The following is a 25,770-nucleotide window of genomic DNA, read 5'->3' on the forward strand; positions in this document are numbered from 1 at the left end:
AGGGTACAATCGCCTTCGCAGCAGTACCGGCATTAGACGTTTTTTGGCAGAGGCAAGGGTATTTCACTATAATCCGCACTAGGTTTATGGATAATGAAAGCCTTAGCGCAACTCCTCCAGCCGTTGTTTTAACATCTCTATCATATGATTATCAAAATCCGCCTGCCGTTCAAGGGCGATTTTATATCTCTCATGGGCCCCTGAATTGGGATAAACCGTCCGGTTAACCGGAAATTCAATCTCTCCGCCCTGGCCCTGTTTTTCCAACACCAGCAGCGCCGCCCCGCGCAGCGATCCCTCTTCAATGTCTGAGACGTCAAGGGATTCCCCAAGGCAATCGGCGACAATCTGCGGCCAGACAGAGGAACGCAAAAAGCCGGCGCCGGTGGCGATAATCCGCCGTTTTCCTGGCCATGCCCGATCCAGCCGGTTTTTCAGGAAGGCAAAACGTAAACCGACGCTTTCCAGCATCGCGCGATAAATCTCCACCGACGTGGTGGCCGCCGTGATACCGCTAATGGCTGCGGTGCGCCCTTCCGACCACTGCGGGCTGCGGGAACCCAAAAAATAGGGCAGCACGCACAGGCCATGGTCATCCGGCGCCAAAGCCGCCACCCGATCATCAATATCCGCTGCGGATTCCTTATCCAGCAGCTGTCGCGCCCAGGCAGCGGCGTTTCCCCCTTCCGACAAGGCCATACCGCCGGCGAAGCGTTTGTCATCAACGCGATAACACCACAGTCCCGCATCAGGCACAGACACACTGTCGGCTTGCCACACCATACGCATGGATCCGCTGGTGCCCAGCATCAATACCAGTGAATCAAGGCTGTTTGCCCCTGCGCCGATATTGGAACAGGCGCCGTCACCCCATGCCGGATACCAAGGGATGGCAGCCAGCCTGGGCCAGCGCTCGCCCCATGGGGCAACCAATCCCCGCAGCGGTTCATCGGAGATGGGCGGCAACTGCTCCGGCTTGATGCGGGCGATACCGATAGCCTCACGTGACCATTGTTTTTGATTGAGATCGCACAGCCCGCTGCCTGAGGCCATGGAAACAGACGTGCCGATGCGGCCGAAGAGGCGAAGAAACAGCAGGTCGGCGGCGGATAACCAATAACGGGTCTGGGCGAACGCCGTTGCATGCTGTGCCGCCAGCCAGCGCAGACGCGCCGGCCAATAGCTGGAGTGCACCGGACATCCCGTCAAGGCATGGAGACGGCGGCCGATGCCGGAGTATTTCAACGCGGCGGCTTCATGGGCCGATCGGCCGTCCGCCCAGGTGATAATGGGAAAGGTAGCGGCTTGCCGATCGTTTATTCCCGTCAGGCTATGCCAGAACGTACTGATACCCACTCCGGTAATATTCAGCCGGTCCGGCGTAATGGACATCAGCTCATCCAACGCGCCGAACAGATCGTTAAACAGGGTATCGGCATCCAGGGTCGCCTTGCCCATGGCGTCGGTGTCCAGACTGTACCCGCGGCGGATACATTCCCCGCTCTGGCGGCCATAACCGTCAAACAGGGCTGCACGGAGCGAGGACGAACCTATGTCGATAGCCAATACATAAGTGGAATGCGTCATGCTAACCTCTTACTGCTTTACCGGCGGCCGGAAAGAGGCCAGCATCACCGCGCCAATCACGAAGGAAGCGCACAGAAACAGCAAACCGGCCCGCGGCGTCCCGGTCCAGTCCACCAGCATACCGACTATCCATGGGCCGAAGAAACCGCCCAAATTGCCCACCGAGTTGATGGCGGCAAGGCCGACGGCGGCGGACAGACCTGATAAAAAGGCCGTCGGGATGGTCCACCACACCGCGATATAGCCATAGGCGGCCACGGATATCAGGCACAGCCAGAGCATGGACAGCCAGGTGTTGGTGGTTATGGACAAAAGAAACATACCCACGGCCCCGATAAGAATTACCGTAACCACATGCCATTTCCGCTCCATGGTCTTATCCGAATGCCAACCGTTGATAAGCATGGCTATCCCCCCCACGACGGTTGGGATCACCACCAGGAAACCAATAACGGTGTTGGAAAAGTGCGCCTGAAAGCCCTTGATAAGGGTCGGCATCCAGAACGTGATGCCATAAATTGCCATGACAATCCATACATAGGTAACGGCTAAATAAAGAATATGTTTATCGCCCAGAATTTTCCACCAATGCACCTGCGGTGGCGTAGAATTCGCGGCTTCGATTTCCAGTTCATCTTTAACCCAGGACTTTTCCTCGGAGGAAAGCCATTTAACGTCTTGCGGGGAGTCATTAAGTACAAAAAATGTGGCGATGCCGAGCAGTATGGCGGGAACAGCTTCCAGTAAAATCATCCAGCGCCAGCCGGAGAAACCCAGCCAATGGATATTATCCATAATGATCCCGCTTAACGGCGCGCCCAGGCAATTACAAACGATTTGCGCCAGGAAAAATGTGGCCATGGCGCCGGCGCGGTGACGGCGCGGGAACCAATAGGTCAGATAAAAGGCGATGCCGGGGAAAAAACCGGCTTCCGCCGCACCCAGCAGGAAACGCAATATATATAAATGATATATTCCCGTGGCGAAAGCGGTTAAAAACGCCACGAGGCCCCAGGAGATTAATATACGGGCTATCCACTTTCTTGCACCGAATTTATGTAGAGCAACATTACTCGGCACTTCAAATATAAAATAGCCAATAAAAAAAATACTGGCCACCATACCGAACTGGCTGCCGGTTATTTTAAGCTCGCCATTCATTTGCAGCGCGGCATAGCTGATATTGGTGCGATCCAAATAGGCGATGGCATACAATATAAGTAAAAAAGGGATAAGCCTCCAGCGCATTTTTTTCAGAGTGGATTCTTCGATCTGCGTCATAGCTTGCAGGTTATTTTTTTGGGATATGATCTGGCTCAAGATATCCTCCTGATATTGTTTTTTTGCAGACAGCTCCCTGAATTACATTCAGGGGTAGGGTTGGTAAAACATTCAATTATTATTTATTGCAAATTGGCATGCCGTTTATCGAGGTCAGCATCCTGCTGGCCGCGCAAATGTTGAATACGCCATGCAATGGCGTCACCGGCTATCAATAGAGATTGCTCGAATAAAGAACCTGCATGTTGTTCGGTTGCCACCAGGGTACGGGACGGTATTTGAATATGAATATCCGCATCCACCTCTGGCGCCGGGGCTGAACTGATTAACACCACTTTCGCCCCAGCCTTGCGGGCCGCCGCTATATGGGAAAGCGTTACGGTGGTTTTCGCCGATGAGGAGACCGCCACTAATAATTCATTTTTTCCGATGGCGGGCGTGTTGCTCTCTCCGGCGACATATACCTGAATGCCGATATGCATCAGGCGTATGGCGATGGCTTTTACCATCAGGCCCGAGCGCCCCTGCCCGCTAAAAAAAACTCTGGGTGTTTGATGAATACTATCCGCCAGCCGATTCAGCCGTTCGCCATCCAGAGCATTTCTGATTTGGTCGAGTTCTGAAATAACGGTCAAAATTCTTTCCTTCGCATCATAGGCGGCCATTATTTTTCCTCACTCTTTTTAACCGCATGACCGCCAATAACCCCGCGCAGGGCGGCAATGCTTTTGATCGTCGGGGAATCATCCTGCTGCGAACGAAACCTTGCCTGCAGCGCGGCGCTGATGGTGGGCGTAGGAACCCGCAGCCGGATGGCTTCTTCAACCGTCCAGCGCCCCATGCCGGAATCGGCGGCGTACCCTTTCACCCCCTTAAGGGAAACATCCGGCGTTAATGCTTCGATGAGTTTTTCCAACAGATGGGAACGTATCGAGCAGCCGTTTTGCCACGCCTCCATGGTGGCCAAGACATCGACCTCAATGTCCGAGGCCGCCAAAAGCTCATACCCTTCACCATAAGCCTGCATCAAGGCATACTCGACGCCGTTATGGACCGCTTTGGTGAAATGGCCCGCGGCGCTGTTGCCGACCCGGGCCCAAGCGCCTTTTGCGGCCAGCGCCTCAAACAGCGGCGAAAGATTGGCGAATACCTGTTCGTTGGCCCCCACCAGTAAACCGCAGCCTTCCCTTGCGCCCTGCGTCCCGCCGCTGACGCCGGCATCAACAAAAATAATGCCTTTCTCGCCCAAGCTGCGGCCGCGGCGAAGGGTATCCCTAAAATCGGAATTACCGCCGTCAACGACAATATCCCCTTCGCCGAGAAGCGGCTTCAGCGTGGAGATAACCTGCTCGGTGGCGTTGCCCGGCGGCGTCATTACCCATAAAATACGGGGAAGCGGCAACAGACCGATGGCTTCTTCAATACTGGGACAGACGGTAATGTTATGGTTTTTCGCTTCTTCCAGCGCCACAGGATCCTTATCCACCGCCACCACCTCATGACCGGCGTTGTGCAAACGCCGCACCATGGCCCCGCCCATTTTGCCCAAACCAATAAAACCGAGTTTCATAACCCATCCCTTTTTCATTACCCTCAAGATTATTTTGACGTTACTCTGATGTTGCCTTTAAAGTAAAGAAGTAAATAAATTTCAGCATTGTTTACATTTCTGTAAATAAATATCAAAAAGGCAATCCTCAGGATTGCCAATATTAAATTGAGATCAATGTCTCATTATTCAGGATTGATTTTTAGAGCAATAAAATGAAATTAAAATAAAAGGTGATGGCGGGGATATATATTTCACTTGTTGTTTACAGAGTCATGGCAACCGCATGCACACATGACTCACTCTTTATCAGCCTTGCATATCTTTTCTGATCATATCCATGACTTTCAAATTCATGATACTTTCGTCCAGGGATAACAGCGGCGCGGAAGGGTCAAGCACGGCATCGGAAAAGTGAGTGATTTCCGCCTTGTAACGGTCCGATTCCGCTACCGGAATGGCACGCACGCCCTCGGCCTGGTGCAGATAGACTTCGCCCGCGTCATCCAGAAAGGTATTATCGATCCGCAGCATTCCCTTGGTGCCGATGATTTCCGCATAAATCCGGGAAAAAGCGTTAAATCCGCAATGTATATTGGCAATCAAGCCATCATCATACTGCAACAAGGCCGATAGATTGGTATCCACGCCCTGCTCCGTTTCCACCAGGGCCTTACAGCGCAGCGGCAGCCGTCCGGTCACCATGCCGACAAAATTGACCGGGTAACAACCGACATCATAAAGCGCGCCGCCGCCCAGTTCCGGCTTGGCTTTGATGGTATTCGGCCGGTCCAGCAGGAAGCGGAACGAGGCATTGATATGGCGCAGGTCGCCCAAGGCTCCGCTGTCCAGTATCTCCTTCACCACCTGCATGCGATCGGTATAGCGGTACATAAACGCTTCCATCAAAATACGCTGTTGCGCTTGGGCCGCCTGGTGCATCTCTTGCGCTTCGGCGGCGGTGAGCCCCAGGGGTTTTTCACACAGCACATGCTTGCCTGCCTTCAGCGCCTTAATCACCCAATCTTTATGCAAAGAATTCGGCAACGGAATATACACTGCCTGGATGTCATCATCGGCCAAGAGAGCCTCATAACTGTCATAAGTCCGTTCCCATTCTTTGGCGGGCAATTCCCCGGCGTTGCGCGAGGCTACCCCGAGCAGACGGGCATTAGACGCCCTGCCTATGGCCGGGATAACGGAAAGTCTTGCTATACGGGCATAGCCTAGCACACCCCAATTTACGATATCAGACATCTGATTTCCCTCACATGCTAAATGATATTTTATTGATAAATAATGAATTAAAAAATTATTCCGAACACCGCTTCTGCAGGCCGGCGCGACAGCGCCCATGATAGTTCAAACATATGACTAATGGTGTGACAGCTTTTACAGATTTATTGTACCAATAAAAATATTTATCATATAGGTGGAGGCTTTTAGGGAGCGCCGTCGCCTTTTACAACGCTGCGAGGTGCTGATACTGGCTATAACCGGCTACACGCTGCCAACGTGGTGTTCGGACTGGTAAATTAATAAGCAAGCCTCCAATCTGACTTCACCTCACGAAGGAGATCCAAAGGCCCATCCATCACGGCCAGGGGACAGTAATCAATCTTTATTGAGAATCTCCAGATATTTCAAATAGGCATAGACACGATGCCGTTTATGACCCGTAATCTCGGCGATTAAATGCTGTTCCTTTTCCAAAACGGTTAATACCTTACCTGTTGTGGCGGCGGTCAACCCTGTTCGCTCAACCAGCTTGCTGATGCTGGCGATAGGGTACTCGAAGAACGCATCCAAAATCAGTTTAGCCGACCCCGACAAACGGCCGAGTCCGGATAATAAAGCCTTATGCTCAATATGCAGTAGATTAAGCTCTTTGGTCATTTCAACAGCCTGAGTCGCTGTAGCGGCAACAGCATCGACAAAAAACAATAACCATGCCTCCCAATCACCGGTCATTCTTGTCTGCTGCAAACGCTCATAATAGATATGGCGGTGCTTTTTGAAAAACACAGATAAATAGAGCAACGGCTGCTGCAAGACCTTAGCTTCCACCAGAATTAACGGTATCAGCAAACGGCCCAAACGGCCATTACCATCCATAAAGGGATGTATGGTTTCAAATTGAGCATGGACCAAAGCGGCTTTGACCAAAGGATCGGTTGCCTCGGGCTGATCATTGATAAATTTTTCCAACTCGCTCCAACATTCGCCCAAAGCATGGCCCGGCGGAGGAACAAAAGCGGCCTCATCGGCCCTATGGCCGCCAATCCAAACTTGATGTTGCCTGAATTCGCCTGGGCCGCGGCTGATGCCTCGTCCGGAGGTCATGAGGGCCCGATGCATCTCTACGAGCAAACGAAATGTAATCGGATAGCCCTCATTGATACGCTGGACGCCCAGATAAAGTGCATTCACATAACAAGATACCTCCTGCACATCATCCATGGGTACGCCTGGAGAGCCTTTCATCTCAAACAGCATCAGGTCGTTTAAGGAAGATTGAGTCCCTTCAATTTGCGAGGACATAACGGCTTCTTTACGCACATAACTATAGAGAAAAAGCTTGGTATCAGGCAACAACATGCCGATAGCGTCCAGGCGGCCCAGTGCGCGATTGGCATCATTGATCCTTTTTTGCAATTTGCTATCGATTTGCAACGCCGGCGAGGGCGGCAGCGCATGGGGAATAAATGCTTGACAGCTGATGCTGCCCGCTATGCTGGGAACATAACGGCCGGTTAGTCCGCGTTGCATAGGGTCTCCTGGACGAAGTTAAAATTAGATTCTCCCTTATTTTAACTTAAGCCTTAACTTAAAATAATAGCATTCGTTATTTTAACTTGGTCCTTAACTTAAAATAAGATGATGTCTTATTTTAGTTTCACTCATGAATTATAACTTTGGAAATTAAATGCCGATTTGACGCGGTCACCGTAAACCGCAAGGTTATGCTCTCAGGTTCTAGCGTAATAGGCGGCCAATACGCTGCTTAAATGATCTTGCAGCGCTTTTTCCGCGCCGTCCGCATCGTGGCGACGGATGGCTTCGTAAAGCGTTACGTGCTGCTCATAGCTGCGGCTATTATGCCGAATAATCTTTTCCGGCTCGGTCAGTCCCACCCGCATGGCGATAAGCCAGTCCAGCAGCGCGTGATGGATGGTCAAAAAAAGCGGATTGCCGGGAATGGAGGCCAGCACGCGGTGAAACGCCACATCGGTGCGCACAAACAGCATATTATCCGCCAGTGCCCGGCTGTTGGCCTCCAGCGCCTGCTTTAGTTTGCTTATCTGCGCGTCGGTGGCGTGAACCGCGGCATGGCGTACCAGGCTGGACTCGAAAAACATACGCAACTGCTCGAAATGCTTGATGCCGCCCGGCTGGGTAAGGAAGTCCTTGGCCATACCGGAGAGTTCGCTTATCACGGTATCGGCGGACGGACGGCTCACCCTAGCCCGCTCGCCATTGCTAATCTGCACCAGGCCCTTGCGCTTAAGGGCCGCCAGCGCTTCGCGCACAGATGGCCGGCCCACATGGAAAAAATCCATCAGTTCCCGTTCGGAGGGCAATTGATCGCCTTCGACAAATTCGCCGCGACGAATCATGAACTCCAGTTCTTCCTCAACCATATCCGAAAGCTTCTTGCGCTTTACCGGACGGCTTTGCATAAAGGGAACCTGGTTGTCAGCGGTGGATTGCTTATTCAGACTTGTCATGGGCCTTTCCATTGAACGGATACCAGGGTCAAGGATAACCTATTATACCATCGCGCTACCACCAGGGACCGGCCGCATTTATTCAAATGCGTTGCGCTCGGATTCCTGCCTCAGGATCGTTTTTCCGACGCGCCCGCCAGCGGCTGTGCATTTTGCTGCAAAGCCGCGCTGTTCGCCCTGTGCCGCCGGCGTTGTTCTTTTTCATGCCTGCGCCATTCGTCCCGGGGCATGGCGCCGCTGAACGGCAATCCGTCCACCGTGTCGAATTTAAGCAGCGCCTGTGGACGCAGCCAGCGCTGCAACCGGGACGGCATATCAAAGCCGATAAGCAGCAGCGTCACGAAGGTCAGGCCGAATGACAACGAAGCCAGCGCCGTACCCAGATCCAGCCGCTGGGAAATAGCCGCTCCGAGCACCGGCGCCAGGGCGCCGCCCAGCGCGCCCACGTTGTAGGTGAATCCTAGCCCCGCAGCCCGCTGATGAGTATCGAAGTAGCCGCCCACCAGTTTGGGCAGCAGGCCGGAGATCCCCTGCCCCAGCATTTGCTGGAAAAATAGCAGCGCACCCAGAGCCACCAGATTGGATGAGGTCATGGCGAATACCGGGATGATAAGCAGTTGCGACAAAAACAGGCTATACACATAGGCTTTGCGCGTGCCGAGCCAGTCGCCGATAAAGCCGGCCAGGCAGCACCCCACCGCGGCGCCGAAGCCGCTGAAAAACAGAATATGGGCCACCAGGGTGGGATTGAGGCCCAGCTCGGTTTTAAGATAGGTGGGCAGCAGCGCCTGAATAGGCCAGGAGTAAAGAAAGGCGCTGAACACCACCAGCATCAGCATCACCCCGGTAGGCCAGCGATCGCCGCTGCTTTGCACCATAAAACTGATGAAGACGGCGGCGCAGGCGATGCCAAGAAACGCCGCCACCGCCGCCGGGCCGGCATGACCGGAGAAACAAAGATACAGCATGGCGATAACCGCCGCCGTGGCGATGGCATTCCAAACCCGATGCCTGCCGCGGTAAAGGATATCAATCATCGTCTGTTTATGCCCATGCTGGGTTTTCTGCGCTTGCCATTCCACCGTTTCCGGAATGCTGCGGCGTAGCCAGAGAGCGAAAATAATCGGGACGATACCGATGAAGAACAGCATCCGCCAGCCCCAGATGGGTATGATCACGCTGTAAATCTGCGCCGCAGCCACCGCGCCGATGGCAAAGCCGGAGATGAGAAAGCCGCTGGCCTTATTACGCAAGTGCTGCGGCCAAATTTCGATGACATAGGTCGAGCTGGCGCCATATTCCCCCGCCATGCCCATGCCGATGATCACCCGTGCGACGAAGAGAAAGGTATAGCCGGGCGCCAGTCCGCACGCCAGCGTCCCCAGTGAAAACAGCAGGATGCTGGTGACCATGGCCATACGACGGCCGTATTTATCCCCCAGCGCCCCCAGTATCAGCCCGCCGAACCAGCGGGAAATAAACGCGGCGCTGATAAGAGTAGCGGCCTGCACCGTAGTTAAACCGAAATCCTGTTTGACTTCGGTGAGTACTAGGGCCATCAGGACAAAATCAAAACCATCCAGGGCATAGCCGATCCAGGCCGCGGCGAAGGCCTTCCATTGCGGTAGCGATAGCTGACGATACCAGGGTAGGGTCACAGAGGGTTGACGCATGATAATCTCCTACACTTTGCAGTGCATGTTTATCAGGCCCGGCCGCAACGGAACCGGGAGTCGGCACATAAGGTAAAATAAACCGGTCCCGCTCGCGCGGGCCGGCAGTTTTTTCTAGTTTTTATGGTGTTGAAATTCCGCCTGCAACTCCCTTGCGATACGTTTCAATTCAGGCAGATGATTTTCTTGCACCGGTGAAAAAGGCTTGCGGCACGCGGCGCAGCGAATAACGCCCCATTCCTGGAGGATGGTTTTCAGGCCGCCGAACACGCCCGTTTTTACCAGAACGTCGATCACCTGGTTGCATGAGGACTGTATCCGACGCGCCAGGTCGATATCCCTGTTTGCCAAAGCACGCAGGATGCCTTGGTAGCGCCAGCCCATGACGTTATAGGTACTGCCGATGCCGCCCTGGGCGCCCGCCATCTGGCCGGACAGGAAAATTTCGTCATATCCGTTGTAAAGAATTTTATCGGGATAGGCCCGATGGATCTGTTCAAGCTGATAAAAGTCGCCGGAAGTATGTTTGAGAGCGGCCACGTTCGGCAGCGACAACAGTTCGCCGAGCTCTTCCATCCCGAGCTTCACGCCGCTCATTGCCGGGATATTGTAGATAATCATCGGCTTGCCCTGGGCGGCGGCGATAATGTCACTGTAATGAGCACGCAGTTCGGGAAAAGTGAATGGATAATAAAACGGTGTCACCGCTGACACCGCGTCATAACCATACTCCGCCGCCGCTTCCGCCAGGGCGCAGCTTTCGGCGGTGCTGATGCCGCCTATATGGGCCACCAGCGCCAGCTTGCCTTTTGCTTCTTCTGCCACGATGCGCAGTACCCCCCGCCGCTCGGCGCTGTTTTGCAGCAGCGCCTCAGCGGTGGAACCGCCCACATAAAGCCCATCAACGCCTTGTTGTATGTTATGGCGCACCAGGCTGCGCAGGCTTGCCTCATCAATGCGGAATTGTTCATCGTAGGGGGTCAGCAGTGCGGTAATAACGCCGGTTAATGCAGTTTTCATCATTCCTCCGGAGAGTTCTTTGATTGGAATAACTATATACCTTGATACCTTTTATACCAGTTTAAGAAAAGCAATCTCTAGAGTGAATACGCGTTTTGTGATGAGGATCCTGGTTCTGCCATCATCGCCGCTTATCGGTCAGATACGCGATAATGATAAAGGAATGCCATATCGATCGGTAACGATCGCTATCACTGGGAAATGAGCTAGACAGTTGGCTAAGCATTTAAATTATCATATGTGGTATATAGCTTTATTAAGTATTTACCCGAAGAAGCCCGGTGCTTTTTTGCTAATGAATTTTAGAGCGTGAAGGTAAAAAGATGAAGCTTTACAAATAGATTTATACAGGATATACCTTGAAGTTTGATGCAAACAAAGGCTACAATTCATTAAAAGTTGCAAAGCGGACAATAAATAGACCTGTTGAGAGAAACGAATAGATTGTGAAAAAACCCAGCAAATTATTTATCGTTGCATAGATAAAAAACAACAATTAAAAGCACTAGAACATTATATGAAACCAATCATTTTTAGCATACTAATGATCATCACCTCAAATTCTTTTGCATATGGTAATATACTTTTCTTTTGCACAACCGATGAGGACGACACTATATCCGTGCAAGAATATGAAAATAAACTTAGGATTAAAATAAATAGCTTAATATTTTTTTCCGACGAAAACATAGATTTAATAAAAGAAAGATATTTAAAGAGCATAAAAAAGGTACCTGAATATAATGTCATTACATTTCATGTAAAAGAGGTTGAATATAATCTAGGCTCATTTAAAACAACAGTGAACCAGGCCGAACCGAGCAGTAAGCTGTTTACTTTTTCGACTAAAATGCTACCCATAAAAGAGCTCTATTGTTCATTCGGTGAAGATAATAATAATTTTGAAATCTGGAAAAAGAACGGAAGTTAGATTGTTTTAGTAGCTTAGTTTTAATATCCTATTTTTTATAATGACTATTTTCTCTGCAGTACCCGATTTTTCATATAATGACAGTGCACGCTTATAAGCCTTAAGAGCTTCACCTTTGTCCTTCTTTGTTCCTACAATTTCATTTTTATTTGGATCGTGATATCCCCCCCACAAGTACGCATAGACCCGATTGTTATAAATTGCACTGCTCTCAAAATTGAATGCTCCGTCGGCCATTAAAGCATTCATATGTTGCGCCCGAAGTACTTCCACAGCCTTGTTAAAGTATTGGATTCTATCCTTGTAGCCGTTAAAACCTCCATTAACACGCGCTGTTACCATGTTGAAATCATCAGCTTTTGCGTAATTATTGATATTTTTATTATCGTATTTCATATAAAACCAAAAGGCAGAAGTAACACAATGAGGAGAAGAAAGCAATTTATCCCTACAAGCATCATCAGAAGTAAAATCTTTACCGACTGAAATGCCATATGCCTGGTAGGCGCTTTGAAAAGTTAATTGAATTAACCCCCTCCCATACCATGGAGCATAACTTTTTTTCTCACCATGTATCTCTTTAGTGAGTCTCAGTCCACCACTTTCATGACAGACCTGGGCCAGAAAATGTGCTTTTTCCCGGCAAGTGTCCATTCCATATTGTTTGAATCCGTCATTAAAGGCTTGAACATAAGTTTCCAGAATGCCTTTATTGGCTTCAGGTGCCATTGCACACAGCTCTTCAAGAGTGATATCCCTGTTACAGGCACAAGTATTGGCATCACTCTTAGATATCGCCTCCAAAAACGTCACCGGATGCAAATGCCACAGCGCCTCGCTGCTGCGTATCTCCGGCACGTCCTTCATCCATACCAGCGCATCTATAAACTGCCGGTTGTAAAGCGCCAGGGCCGGCTGATGTTTGCCCTGCTCATCCAGCGCCGCCCGCCACAGCGCCGACATTCCGTCATGCAGCCATTCGCTGTGGTGCTTGACAATAAGACGCTGAACCTGCTTGAGAATATGTGATTGCCGGTTGTGCAGAAACTGCCACAGTCTTTTACTGAATTTTTCCCCATCGCTTTCGAACTCCATCTCCTTGAGCAGCCGCTGGTAGCCCTCGATGTAGGTTAACGAATACATATCGCGGGTGTTCTGTTGCGCCAGCTCGGCGAGCCGCTGAAATCCCTGCCGCAGCCAGCCCTCTCGGGGCGTTTGTCGCACGGTCCGCGGCGGCTCATCCTGCTCCAGCAGGATAAATCCGCGCTTTGCCAGGTCAAACTGATTGACTACGGTCACGTCGCTCTCGGCCAGCCAGGACCTCTCCGCCGGAATCTCATACCACGCGTTATCCCCGGACTTCTGCCAGCGGGTTTTGCTTCGTGGAGTGAAGCGTTCTTCGCCGGTAAGTACCGGGTCGTCGCCGATGACGGACGCCACAAAGGTATTATCCCGCTCCCGGTGGAAATAGCGCGGCTTGCCACGGGGGGAATGAATAAAGGGCTCCCCGGCGGTAACCCCGGCCCGGTTGGCCACAAAATCCGGCAGCCGGCTGTCCTGGCTGAACACCTCAAGATGGCAGAAATGATGCGGGGCGCTGTGGGGCGATTCCAGATAGCCGAGGTGGCCGATAATCTCGCCGGCGCTGACCGGCAGCACGTTGTCGCCGGCCAGGGCGACCACCTCGTTGAATACGCCTTTTTTCCGGGCCGCTTTCATCCAGCGGGGAAGCGCGCCGGCGCCGCCCCGGCGTTTAAGATACTTCTCCTGCCCCGATATCCAGCCGCTCTCTCCCACCGCCAGCCCGGCGGATACCCCTTCGGGCACGGACATGACCCGCACGTACACAAACGGCACGGCCCGGCGGTCCAGCAGAAAGGTCGCCTCCTCCAGGATTTCCACCGTGCTGAGCCGAGGCAACTGCGTGTAGGTATCCCGCGGGGCCGGGTAACGGTTTTGCACATCGTAACAGGTCCGCGCCTGCGCCCCGTCGCCGCCGGGCAGTCCCTGCCGCACCCAGCCCGGCGCGGGATTGTCCCGGCGGACCTTAAGCGCCGTGGCGGCCACCTCGCCGATGACGGTGTCGCTCGCGCCGTACACCGACAGCGGCGCCAACTGCATCCACAGGGTATAAAAATCCAGCCCATGCGCCGGTCTGGCCTTATCGGGCACGCAGGTGGATTTCACCAGAATAAACGTCGTGCTGAATTTCAGGGCGCGTTTGTTGTGGACGGCGGCGCGGTAATCGTCGTTGAGCCGGTAGGCCACGATATGGCCGTCGGTCATGCTTTTCAGGCCGTGACCGGCCGGGCCGTCGGGACGGTAAATTGCCCCGGGGACGAAGCTGTCGAAAAGATGGAGGCCGCCGTGCCAATGGCCCTGCGATTTGAGCAGCCAAAAGGCATCGCCCTGGGTGCCCTGCAGGGCCGACATAAATTCGCTTGCCGATGAATACCCATCCGTGGGCAAAACCATTTTCATCCGTGATCCCTTGTTATATTTCAGGATTCCATTCCCTATGGCAGCATTGATCGCTTTGGAGCGATTTGCAGCCACTACGCCAACGCTGCTTGTCCATAAATTCAGAACGCGATACAACACGTTGAGTTTATTGATAAAAGCGTGGTGAGACAGCGACTTTTAGCATGGGTAGCGGGGGTGTTTCTTGCAAAAATCGCTCTTAACGGGCGGTCGCAGAGAAATATGCGATCCATGTAACATAAAAAGAATAATGATGTTAACAATGTGTTTTTATCATGAAATATTGTCGACAATATTCAATATTCAATCGCACTGCGTAAGGGAGAGTTCACCAGCGGCACAGGAACTGAGCTCTCGCAGAGAAACGCCCGAGCGGTGTAGAGACTTAAGCAATGCGTTTTTTTGTCATTTTCCGGCTGTACTCGTAAGGAACCGGGACGGTGAATGGCATGTTGCGGCGGCTTCTCCGGCGGTTATCCCACCATGGGAATAGACGCTCGGGGCGCCCCTTATCAGGCATCGTGGTCGGGGCGAACACCGACACGGAGGCCTTTACATGCGAGCCGATGGGGGATTGAACAGCCTCTTACCGGCAATGATTACCTGCAAAGCTTGTCGGCGGACGGTTGCCGCCAGGCTGCTACCCGTTTGACGGAGAGTATGACAATGAAATTGATAATGTTCCGGGGAGCGACGGGCAGAGTCTTTATGTTGATTTGCCTGATGTATTTTATTGAATATATAGATCGGGTGAATATCTCTATCGCTGCGCCGCTGCTCAAAACCGAGATGCATCTGTCCAACACGCAGTTGGGGCTTGTCCTTTCCGCTTTTGGTTACTGTTACGCTATTTTCCAGATCATCAACGGCTACATGGGCGATAAAATCGGTCCGCGTCGCATGTTGGCTCTGTCAGGCCTTTTTTGGGCGGCGGGAACGCTGGCCACCGGGCTGTCCGGCGGCCTTATTGCGCTGTTCTTCAGCCGCATGCTGGTAGGGTTGGGTGAAGCGGGAACCATTCCCAACGCCACGCGGGCTATGGGAAACTGGGTGCCGGTGGCGCGCCGCGGATTTGCGCAAGGCTTTACCCATTCGTCGGCACGCGCAGCGGCGGCGATAACGCCGCCTATCATGGTGGCGTTGATTCCGTTGATCGGCTGGCGCGGCGCCTTTGTGGTGCTGGGATGTGCCAGCCTGATATGGGTGGCGCTGTGGTGCTTCTATTTCCGTAACGATCCACGTAAACATCCGAAGGTCACGGAGGATGAGATTGCCCTGTTACCCCCCTATTCAGGACCGGCTCATCGCACACCGGTTCCCTGGCTGGCGCTGACCCGGCGTATCCTGCCGGTAACGCTGGTGTTTTTCTGCCATGCCTGGACATTGTGGCTTTATCTCAGCTGGCTGCCGAGCTTTTTTGTCGGCGAGTACGGCATCAATTTGAAAACATCCGCGCTATTTACCTCGGGCGTGTTTATCGCCGGCGTTCTGGGCAATACCGCCGGCGGGCTGTTAACCGATGCGTGGTTTCAGCGGACCAAGAATATCAATGCGGCGCGACGTAATATCATTATTTTCGCCTTTTTGGGTTCCCTGGCGTTTATGTCCTGCGTCCTGTTCATTCATCAGCAGAATGTGATTGCGCTGTGTCTGGCCGCATCGCTGTTTTTCCTGGAGCTGGCGGAGGGGCCTATCTGGGCGGTGCCGCTGGATGTGGCCCCCGCCTATGCCGGGGTGGCCAGCGGCTTTGTCAGCACCTCGGCGGGGATAGCGGGCGTTGTCTCTCCGCTGGCGTTTGGTTATATCAGCGATGTTACCGGCAGCTACCGGCTGCCGTTCATTATGTCCATTGCGCTGTTGTTATGCGGCGTGGTGCTTTCATTCTGGATCCGGCCGGACCGGCCGCTGCAACGTCTGGAAAAGCTTCCCCCGCAGATGAAATCCGCACGGGTTCATCAATAATTACGATAGGGCGGGATTTCCCCGCCAAAAGCTTGTCCCGGATTCGCCATGCCTTAACGGCATGGCTACTCTCTATCAATAGCCGGAGGTCTCCGCTACCGGGGCTTTGGGCGCATCGATCAAATGCTGCCTGAACACGGTAACAGCCTGAAGGAGTTTTATGGTGCGATCCCGCAGACCATCGGTCACGGAGGTGGTCTCTCCCACCAATAGAGCATTTTGCTGCATGGCCTCATCGAGCTGGGCAACGGCAATATTCACTTGACCGATGCCTTCCGATTGTTCGGTGGTGGCCAGGCTGATTTCACTGATCATTGACGATACGCGGGTTACCTGGTTCACAATATCATGCATGACTTCACCAGCGTTATTCGCCAGTTGGCTGCCGGTGGCGATTTTTTCCACACTGTCATTAATCAAGTCTTTGATTTCTTTGGCGGCATTGGCGCTGCGCTGCGCCAATGACCGCACTTCGCCGGCGACTACCGCGAATCCCCGTCCTGTTTCACCGGCACGCGCCGCTTCAACGGCGGCATTCAGCGCCAGGATATTGGTTTGGAAGGCAATGCCGTCGATGACCGAAATGATCTCGCTGATTTTTTTGCTCGAGCTGGTAATGGTGGCCATGGTTTTCACCACCTGTCCCACCACCGCGCCGCCTTTACTCGCGGCTTCACTGGCGGATTTGGCCTGTTTACTGGCGTTATGGGCGGTATCGGCATTATTTTTCACCGTTGCCGTCATCTGTTCCATGGAGGCGGCGGTTTGTTCAAGGCTGGAGGCCGCATCTTCGCTGCGGGAACTCAGTTCGCCATTGCCCCTGGCTATGCCGTCCCCCGCATGCTGCAAGCCGGATATTTGCTCATTGACATCATCGGTAAATGACCGCAGATTCAATCCCGCCTGATTGATGGCACGCAAAATCATGCCTACTTCATCAACGCGATTTAGAGACATATTACTGTCAAATTGGCCGGCGGCGACGCTAAGCGCCTGTTTCAGCACGCGTTCAAGCGGTCGTGATACCAAAATTTCCATCCAGAGTGAAAGCAATAGGGACATACAAGCGGCCACTGCCACGGTCAGCCCTATTTCTTGCGCAGGAAGCGCCAATAGATATGCGCTTATCAGGCTCAGGGGCACAATCGCCAATGCCCCGCAGCGAATGCGCCATCGCACCGACATGGTTTGCAGACAGGACATCCAGCCAAACAGCCCGCCGCGAAGGGCCAGCCCCTCGTGGAACTTGACGCCGCCGGTTTTACCCGCCGTAAAATTCCGATAAAACCGGTCCGTCTCCTCCACCTCTTTACGCGTTGGTTTGGTGCGAACCGACATATAACCGGTCAACTGGCCGTTGCGAATTATAGGAGTCACATTCGCCCGCACCCAATAATAATCGCCATTCTTGCGACGGTTTTTCACCAGCGCGGTCCATGAGCGGCCGGCCTGTATCGTTTTCCATAAATCGGCAAAGGCTTGGGAGGGCATGTCGGGATGGCGCACGATATTATGAGGCTGCCCCAGAAGTTCATTGGGTTGATAGCCGCTCGCCTGAATAAAGGCAGCATTGGCGTAGGTAATATGGCTCTGCGTATCCGTCACAGACATCAGGGTGGCGTCGTCTGGTAAAATATATTCGTTCTGGGTCACAGGCAGATTGCTACGCATGCTAAAAACCCTGCAATAAGAGGTGGGAAAAATAAAGCGATGGAATCTTATCGGCACCTATTGAACAAACTTTACCTGTTTAGCCTCGCCCTTGTTTAATTTATATCCTGCATCACACAGCGCGTGGTCCGGCGATATAGCCGATACGATAGCGATCCGGGAAGCCGGGTTCCTCCGGCCGGCTTGAGAAACGAGCGCGAAGCACACGCCAACGGCTGCAGTCCCAGGCCGTGAGCTCATTCCCGCCGCCCGGTTGCAACGCCTCCGTCAGAGTAGTGTAGGGTGTAATGATGTGGGTGGAGATCGTTGCGAAGAGGCAACCGTCAATGGCGGTCAGATCGGGCGAGGATATTACCGTCCAACACTCAATGACCGGCCAGCCAAAGTCGTGAATCAGCTTTTCAAAAGCGTCGCTTTGCAAAAAGCCGGTCATTGCCGTGCCGTCCCGCCATACATAGAGCGGCGCGTAGCGATTCTCTTTGCCGTCAGGGGACACTCCACCGCGACGGGCATACAGGTAGGTCTTGAATACCAGACCGGGATAATTATCCAGCCGGGCGCCATTATCATGGATGCGCTGTTCGATGATGGACATATCATAGTCAGCCGGCAGGGTGAAACGATATTGCATGGCAATCATACGCGCTCCGGGGAGTAAAGTTGGCCATTGCCGAAACACCAGTCTTCCGGCGAGTTAAAACGCACCACGATCATCACATCTTCCGGCCGGATGCCGGGGCTTTCTTCCAGTCGCTGCGTCAACAGCCGGTAGAAATTCGCCTTCTGATCGCGGCTTCGCGGGCGTCCGGCGGTGATGTGAAATTGCACCTGCAGTGGTGAACGGATGCCGGTGAGATAATGCGGATCGCTGATAAGGCGCGATTCAGGCAGGCATTCTATGACCTGGAAACGATCGCCGTCCGGCACGTCAAAAGCGTCCACCAGCGTGCGGTGTAGCTGATTCGATAGCTGTGCCAGCCATGTCTCGCTGCGGCCTTCGGCCAAGATAATACGGGTAAAAGGCATCAGGATTCCTCCTCGGGCAAACAGGCCAGCGCAGTGGCGGCGGCCGGCCAACCGGCGTAAAAAGCCAGATGGGTTATCATCTCCACCAGTTCCTGTCGCGTCAGGCCATTCGCTAACCCATAGCGGAAATGCCACGCTAATTGCCGCTCGCGTCCCAAGGCAATCAGCGCCGCCAGCGTTGCCAGGCTGCGATCCCGCGGCGACAGCGGCGAACGTTGCCAGATATCGCCAAACAGTATCTGTTCGCTGAGCTCCGCCAGTTTGGGGGCCACACTGATCATCTGTTGCAATGCCGCGTTTTCTGCCATGGTTAACTCCATCAATTGTTGATGTAGCTATTGTGAAAGCAGGGCTTGATTTATAAAATCAAAACTATCAGCATTGACGATCCCATAAAACAGGACATTTACTGAAACGACCGGTCACACTGGATGGTGAAGCCCTGCGTTCGTTTGTGTCAGGCATCGAGGCAGGAAGCTTCGCCATCGCCGCGCAGCGCTTAAACCGTTCCACTTCCGCCGTCAGCGCACATCTGAAAAAACTCGAACAGCAATGCGGCACTGCATTAGTGGTTAGAACCGGCCGGCATCTGACGCTGACCCCCAGCGGCGAAGTCCTGCTGGGTTTTGCCCGCCGCCTGCTGACGCTCAATGATGAAGCCTATCAAGCGCTGTGCGGCATGACCTTGCAGGGAGAAGTGAGGTTCGGCATGCAGGAAGACTTTGGCGAAACGCTGTTGCCCGCGGTATTGGGAGATTTTTCACGTGCTCATGGGGATGTACAGATTGCCGCACGCATTGGACGCAATCAGGAGTTGAAACAAGCCATTAAGGAGCAGCGATTGGATCTGGCGCTGATTTGGCAGGATGAAGCCCCGCCAATGCCGGGTGAACTGTTGACCGAACTGCCGGTGCGCTGGTTATCTCATCCCCGTTTGGACGCCGCGGCCCTGATTGCCGGCGGGCGGCCATTACCGCTGGTGATGTTTGAGACGCCCTGCCTGTTCCGCAAACGGGCGATAGAAGCGTTGGATCGCGCAGCCATTCCCTGGCGGGTGGTATTCGAAAGCCGCAGCCTCGGAGGCATCTGGGCGGCGGTAACGGCCGGGCTGGGCCTGACGTTACGTACCTTGATGGGCAAACCCGCTGAACTTAACGCCCTTCCCCATCCGTTGCTGCCGGATGCCGGTTCGTTAGGGGTAGCGCTGCTGCAATCGGACATTGCGCTGAGCCCCGCCGCAGAGCGGTTACGGGACATTATCCAACAGGCCCTGCTTGTGCATCACGCCCGCCTGGGCGGCGGATAAGCTCAAGGGGACCTTCCCGGTCCCCTTGGCTACTCTACTATCATCAAAAAATCTAATTATTATTCACAATGGCCGAAGATATCCTCGAAGAACAGCATTCTTGAACGGCTTTTCAATGAATGTTTTTGCTCATCCAGGTATCTACGAACTTGGCGGCTTGCAGGTTATTTTTCTCCAGCATGATGAAATGGCCGTTGCCGTTTATTCCTACGCTCGGCAGGCGAATAAAATCGTTTTTGACCCCCGCTTGCGCCAGGTATTTTGAAGTGCACAGGTCAAAGGGGACATGGTATGACGCCGCGCTGCCCACCATCAGGATAGGGACCTGAGCCAGAGCGGCCAGTTTACGAACCGGCTCTGCCTGCAGCCAGCAGGGGGCAATATCCGGCTTATCTGATTTTGTCTGCTCTACGGGCTTAAGGTCTGAGGTATCGACAAGAGGCGGATCATAGGTTAACTGAGTCTGCGTCAGGCCATAAGGCCGGGCTATTTTGTTGCCGTATTTGAACCACCCGGGCGCACCGGTATCCTTGATATTGTAAAAAGGCGGTCCGCTGGACTCGATGGCGATCACCCCTTTGACGCTCTTCGGGCGATCGTTCGCGATACCCCAGCCGATGGGGCCGGATTGTGAGTGGGTCAGCAGGATGACCGGTCCTATCTTATCAATCAGCGCATCGGCGGCGGCCCGGTTGAGCGTCTCGTTTTGCTGAAGATTGGTCATGTCCTCCATCTGCGAAGCGTAGAATTGATCGAAGGTCGCATCACCCGGCTTGCCCTCTCCCGGCCACTGGGTATGTTCCTTGGCTTGGGGATAAAGGGCCGTATCCTGCTGGCGGGAAAACCATTGGATGGAGTAGCTGGTATCGGGCTTGCGGGTCGGTCCGTAAGCATCGGGGAAATAGCCGGAACGTCCGCGCCCCACTTGATCCACCACGTATACCGCATAACCGCGGCTCAAGAAATAGGTTGCCCAGCCCTCGCGGCCGTCGGGCGTTTCATAATAGCCTTCACCCGTTTGCCCGCCGCCGTGAATCATTAACAACGGATAGGGGTGCGTTTGTTTAGCGGGAATCTGGTATTGCACATACATTTGCCCCGACATGCGCTGCCCCTTGCTTGTCGGCGTATATTTACCGACGACAAAAAAATTACCCTGGCTGGCAATGGAGATCGGCCCCCCTTCGATAGGCGCTGAATGGATGGCTTTCGCGGGTTCTTGCGCTGACGTGCTGGTGAGCGTTGCTCCATAAAAAACGGCGGTTATGCAGAGACATCCTAAAATATCCGGACCTTTCATCGTCGCTTACCTTCTTGTTGAGTAGGTTATTTTCACTACCGCTACCCCGGCTACTATTTCGACATCGACGGCTTAACCTGAAAAGTAGTCAATAATTTCCACATAGCAGAAAATATTTATTTACTACAGACATCACTGCGAGATATAAGAGATATTGAAGTCAGCGTCAAGAACAGCCGCCGTTTTACTATCGACAATGTGATGCAGGAATCTTTTTCGCTGGTTTTACGACCACGCGGATATATCAGCCATTGCCGGGAAGGGAGTAAAGCAGAGCAACGCCAACGGTTTATCGGGCTAAGGGCAAGCGGAGAACGTCGGCAAGATGATCGAGGATGACCCGCGTTTTGGGCGGCATACGGTGGCCAACGGGAATCAAGGCATGCACCGGCGCACCCTCGACGTCGGCTGCAGGCAGAACGTGATGCAGCGCCCCGGAGAGAACATAGGGTTGGGCAACCCTGTTGAACAGCTGGGCAATGCCCAGGCCGTTGATGGCGGCATCAACCATCGCCCCGCCATCGGACAGAATCATCGCGGGATCAGGGGAAAGGTCCATTGTTTGACCACCGTCCCATAGGGTCCATGGGCGCAGGCGGCCAGAGATGGTGCGAAACATGATGGCTTGCTGGTTGCACAACTGCTTCACTGACATGATGGGGTCGCGCTCTGCCAAATAAGCGGCTGACGCATACAATCCGAGACGGAGATCGCAAAGCTTGCGCACGGTCATCTCGCCCTCGGCGGGAAGATGCCCGATGCGAACCACGATATCCCATCCTTCCCCCACGGCGTCCACATGGCGATCGTCCAGGGTGAACTCCAGGGTAATTTTCGGGTAGCGTTTTTGGATGACGGTAAAGGTGGGTAATAACAGCCTGCCCAGACCCACCGGAACATTCAGACGCACCCGCCCGGCGGGATCTTCATGGCGCGCCGCCAGCAATACTTCCGCCTCGCTTAACCCTTCCAGCGCGGTCCGCGCCGCTTGCAGATAGATTTCCCCATCTTCCGTCAGACGGACTACCCGGGTAGTGCGCTGGAACAGACTGGTGCCGAGCCGGCGCTCCAGACGCTGCACCGCCTTGCCGACGTTTGATTTACTGGTGCCCAGCTGTTCGGCCGCGCGGGTAAAGCTGGCGTTCTGCGCCACCACGATGAACGTGGCGATATCCAGCATGGCGGGTGGAGATTGGACCATGGTTCTATCCAAAGCGACATTACGCGGTCAGTACGGTGGAATGTCGCCAGAGTGTAGATCAACGAGAGACTGTACGTCACGCCCCTCTTGCTTAAGCCATCCCTGCCGAAGCACTTTTCAACCGGCTCCGATATGCCTGATATCGTCTTCCTCGATAGTGCCATGATCCAGTCGGAAAACGCGGTTGCATAACCGTCTGATTAAATTATGATCGTGGGACGCAAATACAAATATATCCGTCCCGGCAATCCAATCGTGCATCCGCGTCTCCGCCTTTTTCTGGAAGGAAGCGTCGCCGGTAGCGAACATTTCGTCAATCAGCAGGATTTCCGGCCTGACGGATGTCGCTACCGAGAACATTAGCCGCATTGTCATGCCTGAAGAATAGGTCCGCACCGGCAGGACCAGGAAATCGCCTAACTCGCTGAAATCTTCGATATCGGGTATTTTTGCCTTGGCCGCCGAAACGGAATGCCCCATCAGCAACAGCATGCGCATGATATTTTCGTAACCCGAGAGTTCAGGGTCCATACCGGCGCCCAGTTCAAAAACCGTGGAGACCGACCCTGTCCGGATGATGCTTCCCGAGGTGGCGCCGTATATCCCGGCCATGGTACGCAATAAGGTACTTTTGCCGGCGCCGTTATGCCCGATCAGTCCGACGGCGTCCCCGTTGCCTAAAGCAAAACTGACATGATCCAGGGCAGTGACGGTCACGATGGCGTTGCCGCTGCTGCCAATGCATCCTCCTGAGCCGATCCTGACCAATTGATTGCGCAACGATTGCGAATGGGCGTTATAAATGGGATAGGTCACCGTGACATCATCAAAAACAAGGGCCGCCATGGTTATATCCAAAATGCCAGACGGGGAGCATGGCGGTTGAAAAACAGCAGCGTCGCCGTCCAGCCCCCTATGGCCATGATAATTACCGTTTGGTAAACAAAACCGGCGGGGACAGTGCCAAATATCGGATCGCGCACCAACGTGACAAAATAGGTAAAGGGATTCAGCCAGATAATGGCCTGGCTGACACCCCCATGACCGGCCTTGTAAATGACGGGGGTCAGGAAGAACACAATGGGCATCAGGGATTGCACTATCTGCTCCACATCACGAAAGCGGGCACCGATAAGGCCAAGCAATACCGAGATCCATAACAGATTAAGCACCACCAGGCCGAAACCGATGACGCTCAATAAATTTACCCAGCTCAATGATTGAGGATAAACCATCAAAACACCTACCAGCACCAGTAGATTATGGCCAAGAGAAATACATTGACGGGCAATCAGCTGAATGGGGTGGATAAAAAAAGGCAACTGCAAGTTGCGGATAATCTGCGACTGACGAACAAAAACGCCGGTACTCTCGGTGACGGTCCCGGAGATAAATTGCCACAGCAGCAATCCCACGGTTAACGAAGGAATAAACTGGCTGCGATCCTGATGCAGCAGCTGGCTCCAGACCAGGCCCAGGCCCACGACGCCAATCGCCGCTCCCAGCGTCAGCCAGAGCGGCCCGAGCATGCTTCTCTTGTACCGCGCTTTGGTATCGCTATAGGCCAAATGAGAAACGAGCGGCAGATGGCGAACGCTTTTTATTAAATCATTTATTGCAAAATACATTGCCGCAGCTAATCCTACATGAGATATCTATTTCCAGTCATAGTTATAGTCTGGCATGAATCATGAAATGCATTGCTTTTCCATGGCGGAAAGAAAATAAATTCAAAACGGTTCCCTTCCGGAGAGAGTGTAACGCCAGTTTAATAAAAAACACCAGGGTTTACTTTGGGCAGGATGTTATTTACTTTTTGCCTATTAACCTGGAAAAGCCTCTTAGACATCTGCTTCACTTCTGGAAGATACAAAATAACTAAATTACTGTTAATAACATATTTAACACATAAAGTAGAAATAACGTATTAATGCCCTCGCAACCCCGACTTCTTGAACTAACATAACCAACTGATATATTCCCTTCATCGTACATGACGATATTTCCATCTAAGCGCTTTGTTTCATCATTATTCCACCTTCGATTATAACTTTATGGATCAATGACTCAAACATACTCAAAGAAATATCAAACAGGAGCATTGATGGATATGGTGTACCAGCAAGATCGATTAACACTTAAGGTTGCCATTTTGATGGGTACTTATAATGCCCAACGATTTTTGGCAAGGCAATTGGATTCCATCGCGGCGCAAAGCTGGCAGGAGTGGTCGATCTGGATCTCCGATGATGGTTCCCGCGATGAGAGTTTGTCCATCATCTCTGCCTTCCAGCAAAAATGGGGGGCGAAACGGCTGGTGCTGTTGGCGGGTCCGCAAAGAGGATTTGCCGAAAACTTTATGTCCCTGGTATGCAATCCGGCCATCAAAGCGGATTATTATGCCTATGCCGATCAGGACGATATATGGGAGGCGGATAAGCTCAGCCGCGCCCTTGATATTTTGCGCAAAAATGGGCAAGGGTTACCCGCCATGTATTGTTCGAGGACAAGATTAATCGACGAGTTCGACCGTGAGCTGGGCTTATCTCCCTTATTTACCAAGCAGCCGAGCTTTGCCAATGCCTTAACGCAAAGTCTTGGCGGCGGAAATACCATGATATTTAATCAGTCGGCCCGGGAGCTTCTGCTTGAGGCCGGGCGAGTGACCGTTATTTCCCATGATTGGTGGACCTATATGGTTGTCACCGGCTGCGGCGGCTGCGCTATTTATGATGAATATCCATCGGTGCGTTACCGTCAGCATTCGAATAATTTAGTGGGTACCAATACAGGCTGGCGCAATAACATGACACGGATTCGCCGGCTATGGCGGGGTGAATTCAGAAAATGGATTGATTGTAATGTATTAGCCTTACAGCATATCAGCAAACATTTGAATCGGGAAAATGCCCGACTATTACACCAATTTATGGTGGCCCGCGGCATTTGGCTATTGCCGAGGCTGGTGGTCCTCAAGCAGACAGGTATTTACCGGCAAACGTGGCTTGGAAATCTGGGTTTGATATTTGCCGCTATTTTTAAAAAGGTTTGAAG

General features: G+C 53.0%; 22 protein-coding genes. 4 read left to right on the plus strand and 18 right to left on the minus strand.

The window, feature by feature from the left end:
* Window positions 1-102: 102 nt before the first annotated feature.
* From ACL2XO_RS27590 to nanA, 9 genes are all read right to left on the minus strand, one after another.
* Complete coding sequence (locus tag ACL2XO_RS27590) at window positions 103-1,587, minus strand: gluconokinase (protein ID WP_413741985.1); 1,485 nt, start codon at window positions 1,585-1,587, stop codon at window positions 103-105.
* A gap of 9 nt (window positions 1,588-1,596) precedes the next feature.
* Window positions 1,597-2,907, minus strand: coding sequence for an MFS transporter (locus ACL2XO_RS27595; protein WP_413741986.1), 1,311 nt, complete (start codon window positions 2,905-2,907; stop codon window positions 1,597-1,599).
* A gap of 83 nt (window positions 2,908-2,990) precedes the next feature.
* Entirely contained in the window at window positions 2,991-3,533 is a 543-nt protein-coding gene (locus tag ACL2XO_RS27600) for an SIS domain-containing protein (protein ID WP_413741987.1), read from the minus strand.
* Window positions 3,533-4,438 (minus strand): phosphogluconate dehydrogenase (NAD(+)-dependent, decarboxylating), encoded by a 906-nt coding sequence (gene gnd, locus ACL2XO_RS27605; protein WP_413741988.1) that lies wholly within the window; start codon window positions 4,436-4,438, stop codon window positions 3,533-3,535. The genes ACL2XO_RS27600 and gnd overlap by 1 nt, the downstream gene beginning before the upstream one ends.
* Before the next feature lie 288 nt (window positions 4,439-4,726).
* Complete coding sequence (locus ACL2XO_RS27610; RefSeq protein WP_413726097.1) at window positions 4,727-5,674, minus strand: Gfo/Idh/MocA family protein; 948 nt, start codon at window positions 5,672-5,674, stop codon at window positions 4,727-4,729.
* Window positions 5,675-6,031: 357 nt separating this feature from the next.
* On the minus strand, window positions 6,032-7,186 hold the full coding sequence (locus ACL2XO_RS27615) for a Fic family protein (protein ID WP_413741989.1): 1,155 nt from the start codon (window positions 7,184-7,186) through the stop codon (window positions 6,032-6,034).
* Window positions 7,187-7,386: 200 nt separating this feature from the next.
* Window positions 7,387-8,145 carry a transcriptional regulator NanR gene (locus ACL2XO_RS27620; RefSeq protein WP_413741990.1) on the minus strand — a complete coding sequence of 253 codons (759 nt, stop codon included), beginning with the start codon at window positions 8,143-8,145 and terminating at the stop codon, window positions 7,387-7,389.
* Window positions 8,146-8,255: 110 nt separating this feature from the next.
* Complete coding sequence (locus tag ACL2XO_RS27625; RefSeq protein ID WP_413741991.1) at window positions 8,256-9,818, minus strand: MFS transporter; 1,563 nt, start codon at window positions 9,816-9,818, stop codon at window positions 8,256-8,258.
* Window positions 9,819-9,932: 114 nt separating this feature from the next.
* Window positions 9,933-10,838 carry an N-acetylneuraminate lyase gene (gene nanA / locus ACL2XO_RS27630; RefSeq protein WP_413743014.1) on the minus strand — a complete coding sequence of 302 codons (906 nt, stop codon included), beginning with the start codon at window positions 10,836-10,838 and terminating at the stop codon, window positions 9,933-9,935.
* Between the two features lie 517 nt (window positions 10,839-11,355).
* Here nanA and ACL2XO_RS27635 point away from each other — a divergent pair.
* Window positions 11,356-11,769: a hypothetical protein gene (locus tag ACL2XO_RS27635; RefSeq protein WP_413741992.1), complete on the plus strand. Its 414-nt coding sequence runs from the start codon at window positions 11,356-11,358 to the stop codon at window positions 11,767-11,769.
* A gap of 6 nt (window positions 11,770-11,775) precedes the next feature.
* Here the strand turns inward: ACL2XO_RS27635 and ACL2XO_RS27640 are convergent, their stop codons facing one another.
* Window positions 11,776-14,250 (minus strand): glycoside hydrolase family 19 protein, encoded by a 2,475-nt coding sequence (locus ACL2XO_RS27640; protein WP_413741993.1) that lies wholly within the window; start codon window positions 14,248-14,250, stop codon window positions 11,776-11,778.
* 666 nt (window positions 14,251-14,916) lie between these two features.
* Between ACL2XO_RS27640 and ACL2XO_RS27645 the strand changes: the two genes are divergently transcribed.
* Window positions 14,917-16,212 carry an MFS transporter gene (locus ACL2XO_RS27645; RefSeq protein ID WP_413726102.1) on the plus strand — a complete coding sequence of 432 codons (1,296 nt, stop codon included), beginning with the start codon at window positions 14,917-14,919 and terminating at the stop codon, window positions 16,210-16,212.
* Between the two features lie 75 nt (window positions 16,213-16,287).
* Here ACL2XO_RS27645 and ACL2XO_RS27650 read toward each other — a convergent pair whose 3' ends face one another.
* The 4 genes from ACL2XO_RS27650 to ACL2XO_RS27665 form a co-directional block, all read right to left on the minus strand.
* Complete coding sequence (locus ACL2XO_RS27650; protein ID WP_413741994.1) at window positions 16,288-17,883, minus strand: methyl-accepting chemotaxis protein; 1,596 nt, start codon at window positions 17,881-17,883, stop codon at window positions 16,288-16,290.
* Window positions 17,884-17,995: 112 nt separating this feature from the next.
* The gene (locus ACL2XO_RS27655; RefSeq protein ID WP_413726104.1) at window positions 17,996-18,523 is read right to left on the minus strand and encodes a DUF4865 family protein; all 528 of its coding nucleotides are present in this window, start codon (window positions 18,521-18,523) and stop codon (window positions 17,996-17,998) included.
* Entirely contained in the window at window positions 18,520-18,909 is a 390-nt protein-coding gene (locus ACL2XO_RS27660; protein ID WP_132924214.1) for a tautomerase family protein, read from the minus strand. The genes ACL2XO_RS27655 and ACL2XO_RS27660 overlap by 4 nt, the downstream gene beginning before the upstream one ends.
* Window positions 18,909-19,217 (minus strand): carboxymuconolactone decarboxylase family protein, encoded by a 309-nt coding sequence (locus ACL2XO_RS27665; RefSeq protein WP_132924213.1) that lies wholly within the window; start codon window positions 19,215-19,217, stop codon window positions 18,909-18,911. The genes ACL2XO_RS27660 and ACL2XO_RS27665 overlap by 1 nt, the downstream gene beginning before the upstream one ends.
* 146 nt (window positions 19,218-19,363) lie before the next feature.
* Here ACL2XO_RS27665 and ACL2XO_RS27670 point away from each other — a divergent pair, with 146 nt between their 5' ends.
* Window positions 19,364-20,215, plus strand: a complete 852-nt coding sequence (locus tag ACL2XO_RS27670; RefSeq protein WP_413741995.1) for a LysR substrate-binding domain-containing protein — start codon at window positions 19,364-19,366, stop codon at window positions 20,213-20,215.
* Between the two features lie 112 nt (window positions 20,216-20,327).
* On the opposite strand, the gene ACL2XO_RS27675 is transcribed toward ACL2XO_RS27670, so the two are convergent.
* The 4 genes from ACL2XO_RS27675 to ACL2XO_RS27690 all read right to left on the minus strand — a co-directional run bounded on the left by ACL2XO_RS27675 (window position 20,328) and on the right by ACL2XO_RS27690 (window position 24,344).
* Window positions 20,328-21,515, minus strand: coding sequence for an alpha/beta hydrolase (locus tag ACL2XO_RS27675; RefSeq protein WP_413726108.1), 1,188 nt, complete (start codon window positions 21,513-21,515; stop codon window positions 20,328-20,330).
* A 289-nt stretch (window positions 21,516-21,804) separates the two neighbouring features.
* Window positions 21,805-22,716 (minus strand): LysR family transcriptional regulator, encoded by a 912-nt coding sequence (locus ACL2XO_RS27680; protein WP_132924210.1) that lies wholly within the window; start codon window positions 22,714-22,716, stop codon window positions 21,805-21,807.
* Between the two features lie 117 nt (window positions 22,717-22,833).
* Window positions 22,834-23,562: an ABC transporter ATP-binding protein gene (locus ACL2XO_RS27685; protein ID WP_413741996.1), complete on the minus strand. Its 729-nt coding sequence runs from the start codon at window positions 23,560-23,562 to the stop codon at window positions 22,834-22,836.
* Between the two features lie 2 nt (window positions 23,563-23,564).
* Window positions 23,565-24,344: an ABC transporter permease gene (locus ACL2XO_RS27690; protein ID WP_413726110.1), complete on the minus strand. Its 780-nt coding sequence runs from the start codon at window positions 24,342-24,344 to the stop codon at window positions 23,565-23,567.
* A gap of 527 nt (window positions 24,345-24,871) precedes the next feature.
* Here ACL2XO_RS27690 and ACL2XO_RS27695 point away from each other — a divergent pair.
* The gene (locus ACL2XO_RS27695; RefSeq protein WP_413741997.1) at window positions 24,872-25,768 is read left to right on the plus strand and encodes a glycosyltransferase family 2 protein; all 897 of its coding nucleotides are present in this window, start codon (window positions 24,872-24,874) and stop codon (window positions 25,766-25,768) included.
* The last annotated feature ends 2 nt before the right edge of the window (window positions 25,769-25,770 follow it).

The sequence above is a fragment of the Sodalis sp. RH15 genome (assembly GCF_047324255.1).
Taxonomy (GTDB): Bacteria; Pseudomonadota; Gammaproteobacteria; order Enterobacterales; family Enterobacteriaceae; genus Acerihabitans; species Acerihabitans ligni.

Coding starts and splice junctions, on each gene's coding strand:
- ACL2XO_RS27590 (WP_413741985.1), bottom strand. CDS start 1,587: ATGACGCATTCCACTTATGTATTGGCTATCGACATAGGTTCGTCCTCG.
- ACL2XO_RS27600 (WP_413741987.1), bottom strand. CDS start 3,533: ATGGCCGCCTATGATGCGAAGGAAAGAATTTTGACCGTTATTTCAGAA.
- gnd (WP_413741988.1), bottom strand. CDS start 4,438: ATGAAACTCGGTTTTATTGGTTTGGGCAAAATGGGCGGGGCCATGGTG.
- ACL2XO_RS27610 (WP_413726097.1), bottom strand. CDS start 5,674: ATGTCTGATATCGTAAATTGGGGTGTGCTAGGCTATGCCCGTATAGCA.
- ACL2XO_RS27615 (WP_413741989.1), bottom strand. CDS start 7,186: ATGCAACGCGGACTAACCGGCCGTTATGTTCCCAGCATAGCGGGCAGC.
- ACL2XO_RS27620 (WP_413741990.1), bottom strand. CDS start 8,145: ATGACAAGTCTGAATAAGCAATCCACCGCTGACAACCAGGTTCCCTTT.
- ACL2XO_RS27625 (WP_413741991.1), bottom strand. CDS start 9,818: ATGCGTCAACCCTCTGTGACCCTACCCTGGTATCGTCAGCTATCGCTA.
- nanA (WP_413743014.1), bottom strand. CDS start 10,838: ATGAAAACTGCATTAACCGGCGTTATTACCGCACTGCTGACCCCCTAC.
- ACL2XO_RS27635 (WP_413741992.1), top strand. CDS start 11,356: ATGAAACCAATCATTTTTAGCATACTAATGATCATCACCTCAAATTCT.
- ACL2XO_RS27640 (WP_413741993.1), bottom strand. CDS start 14,250: ATGAAAATGGTTTTGCCCACGGATGGGTATTCATCGGCAAGCGAATTT.
- ACL2XO_RS27645 (WP_413726102.1), top strand. CDS start 14,917: ATGAAATTGATAATGTTCCGGGGAGCGACGGGCAGAGTCTTTATGTTG.
- ACL2XO_RS27650 (WP_413741994.1), bottom strand. CDS start 17,883: ATGCGTAGCAATCTGCCTGTGACCCAGAACGAATATATTTTACCAGAC.
- ACL2XO_RS27655 (WP_413726104.1), bottom strand. CDS start 18,523: ATGATTGCCATGCAATATCGTTTCACCCTGCCGGCTGACTATGATATG.
- ACL2XO_RS27660 (WP_132924214.1), bottom strand. CDS start 18,909: ATGCCTTTTACCCGTATTATCTTGGCCGAAGGCCGCAGCGAGACATGG.
- ACL2XO_RS27665 (WP_132924213.1), bottom strand. CDS start 19,217: ATGGCAGAAAACGCGGCATTGCAACAGATGATCAGTGTGGCCCCCAAA.
- ACL2XO_RS27675 (WP_413726108.1), bottom strand. CDS start 21,515: ATGAAAGGTCCGGATATTTTAGGATGTCTCTGCATAACCGCCGTTTTT.
- ACL2XO_RS27680 (WP_132924210.1), bottom strand. CDS start 22,716: ATGGTCCAATCTCCACCCGCCATGCTGGATATCGCCACGTTCATCGTG.
- ACL2XO_RS27685 (WP_413741996.1), bottom strand. CDS start 23,562: ATGGCGGCCCTTGTTTTTGATGATGTCACGGTGACCTATCCCATTTAT.
- ACL2XO_RS27690 (WP_413726110.1), bottom strand. CDS start 24,344: ATGTATTTTGCAATAAATGATTTAATAAAAAGCGTTCGCCATCTGCCG.
- ACL2XO_RS27695 (WP_413741997.1), top strand. CDS start 24,872: ATGGGTACTTATAATGCCCAACGATTTTTGGCAAGGCAATTGGATTCC.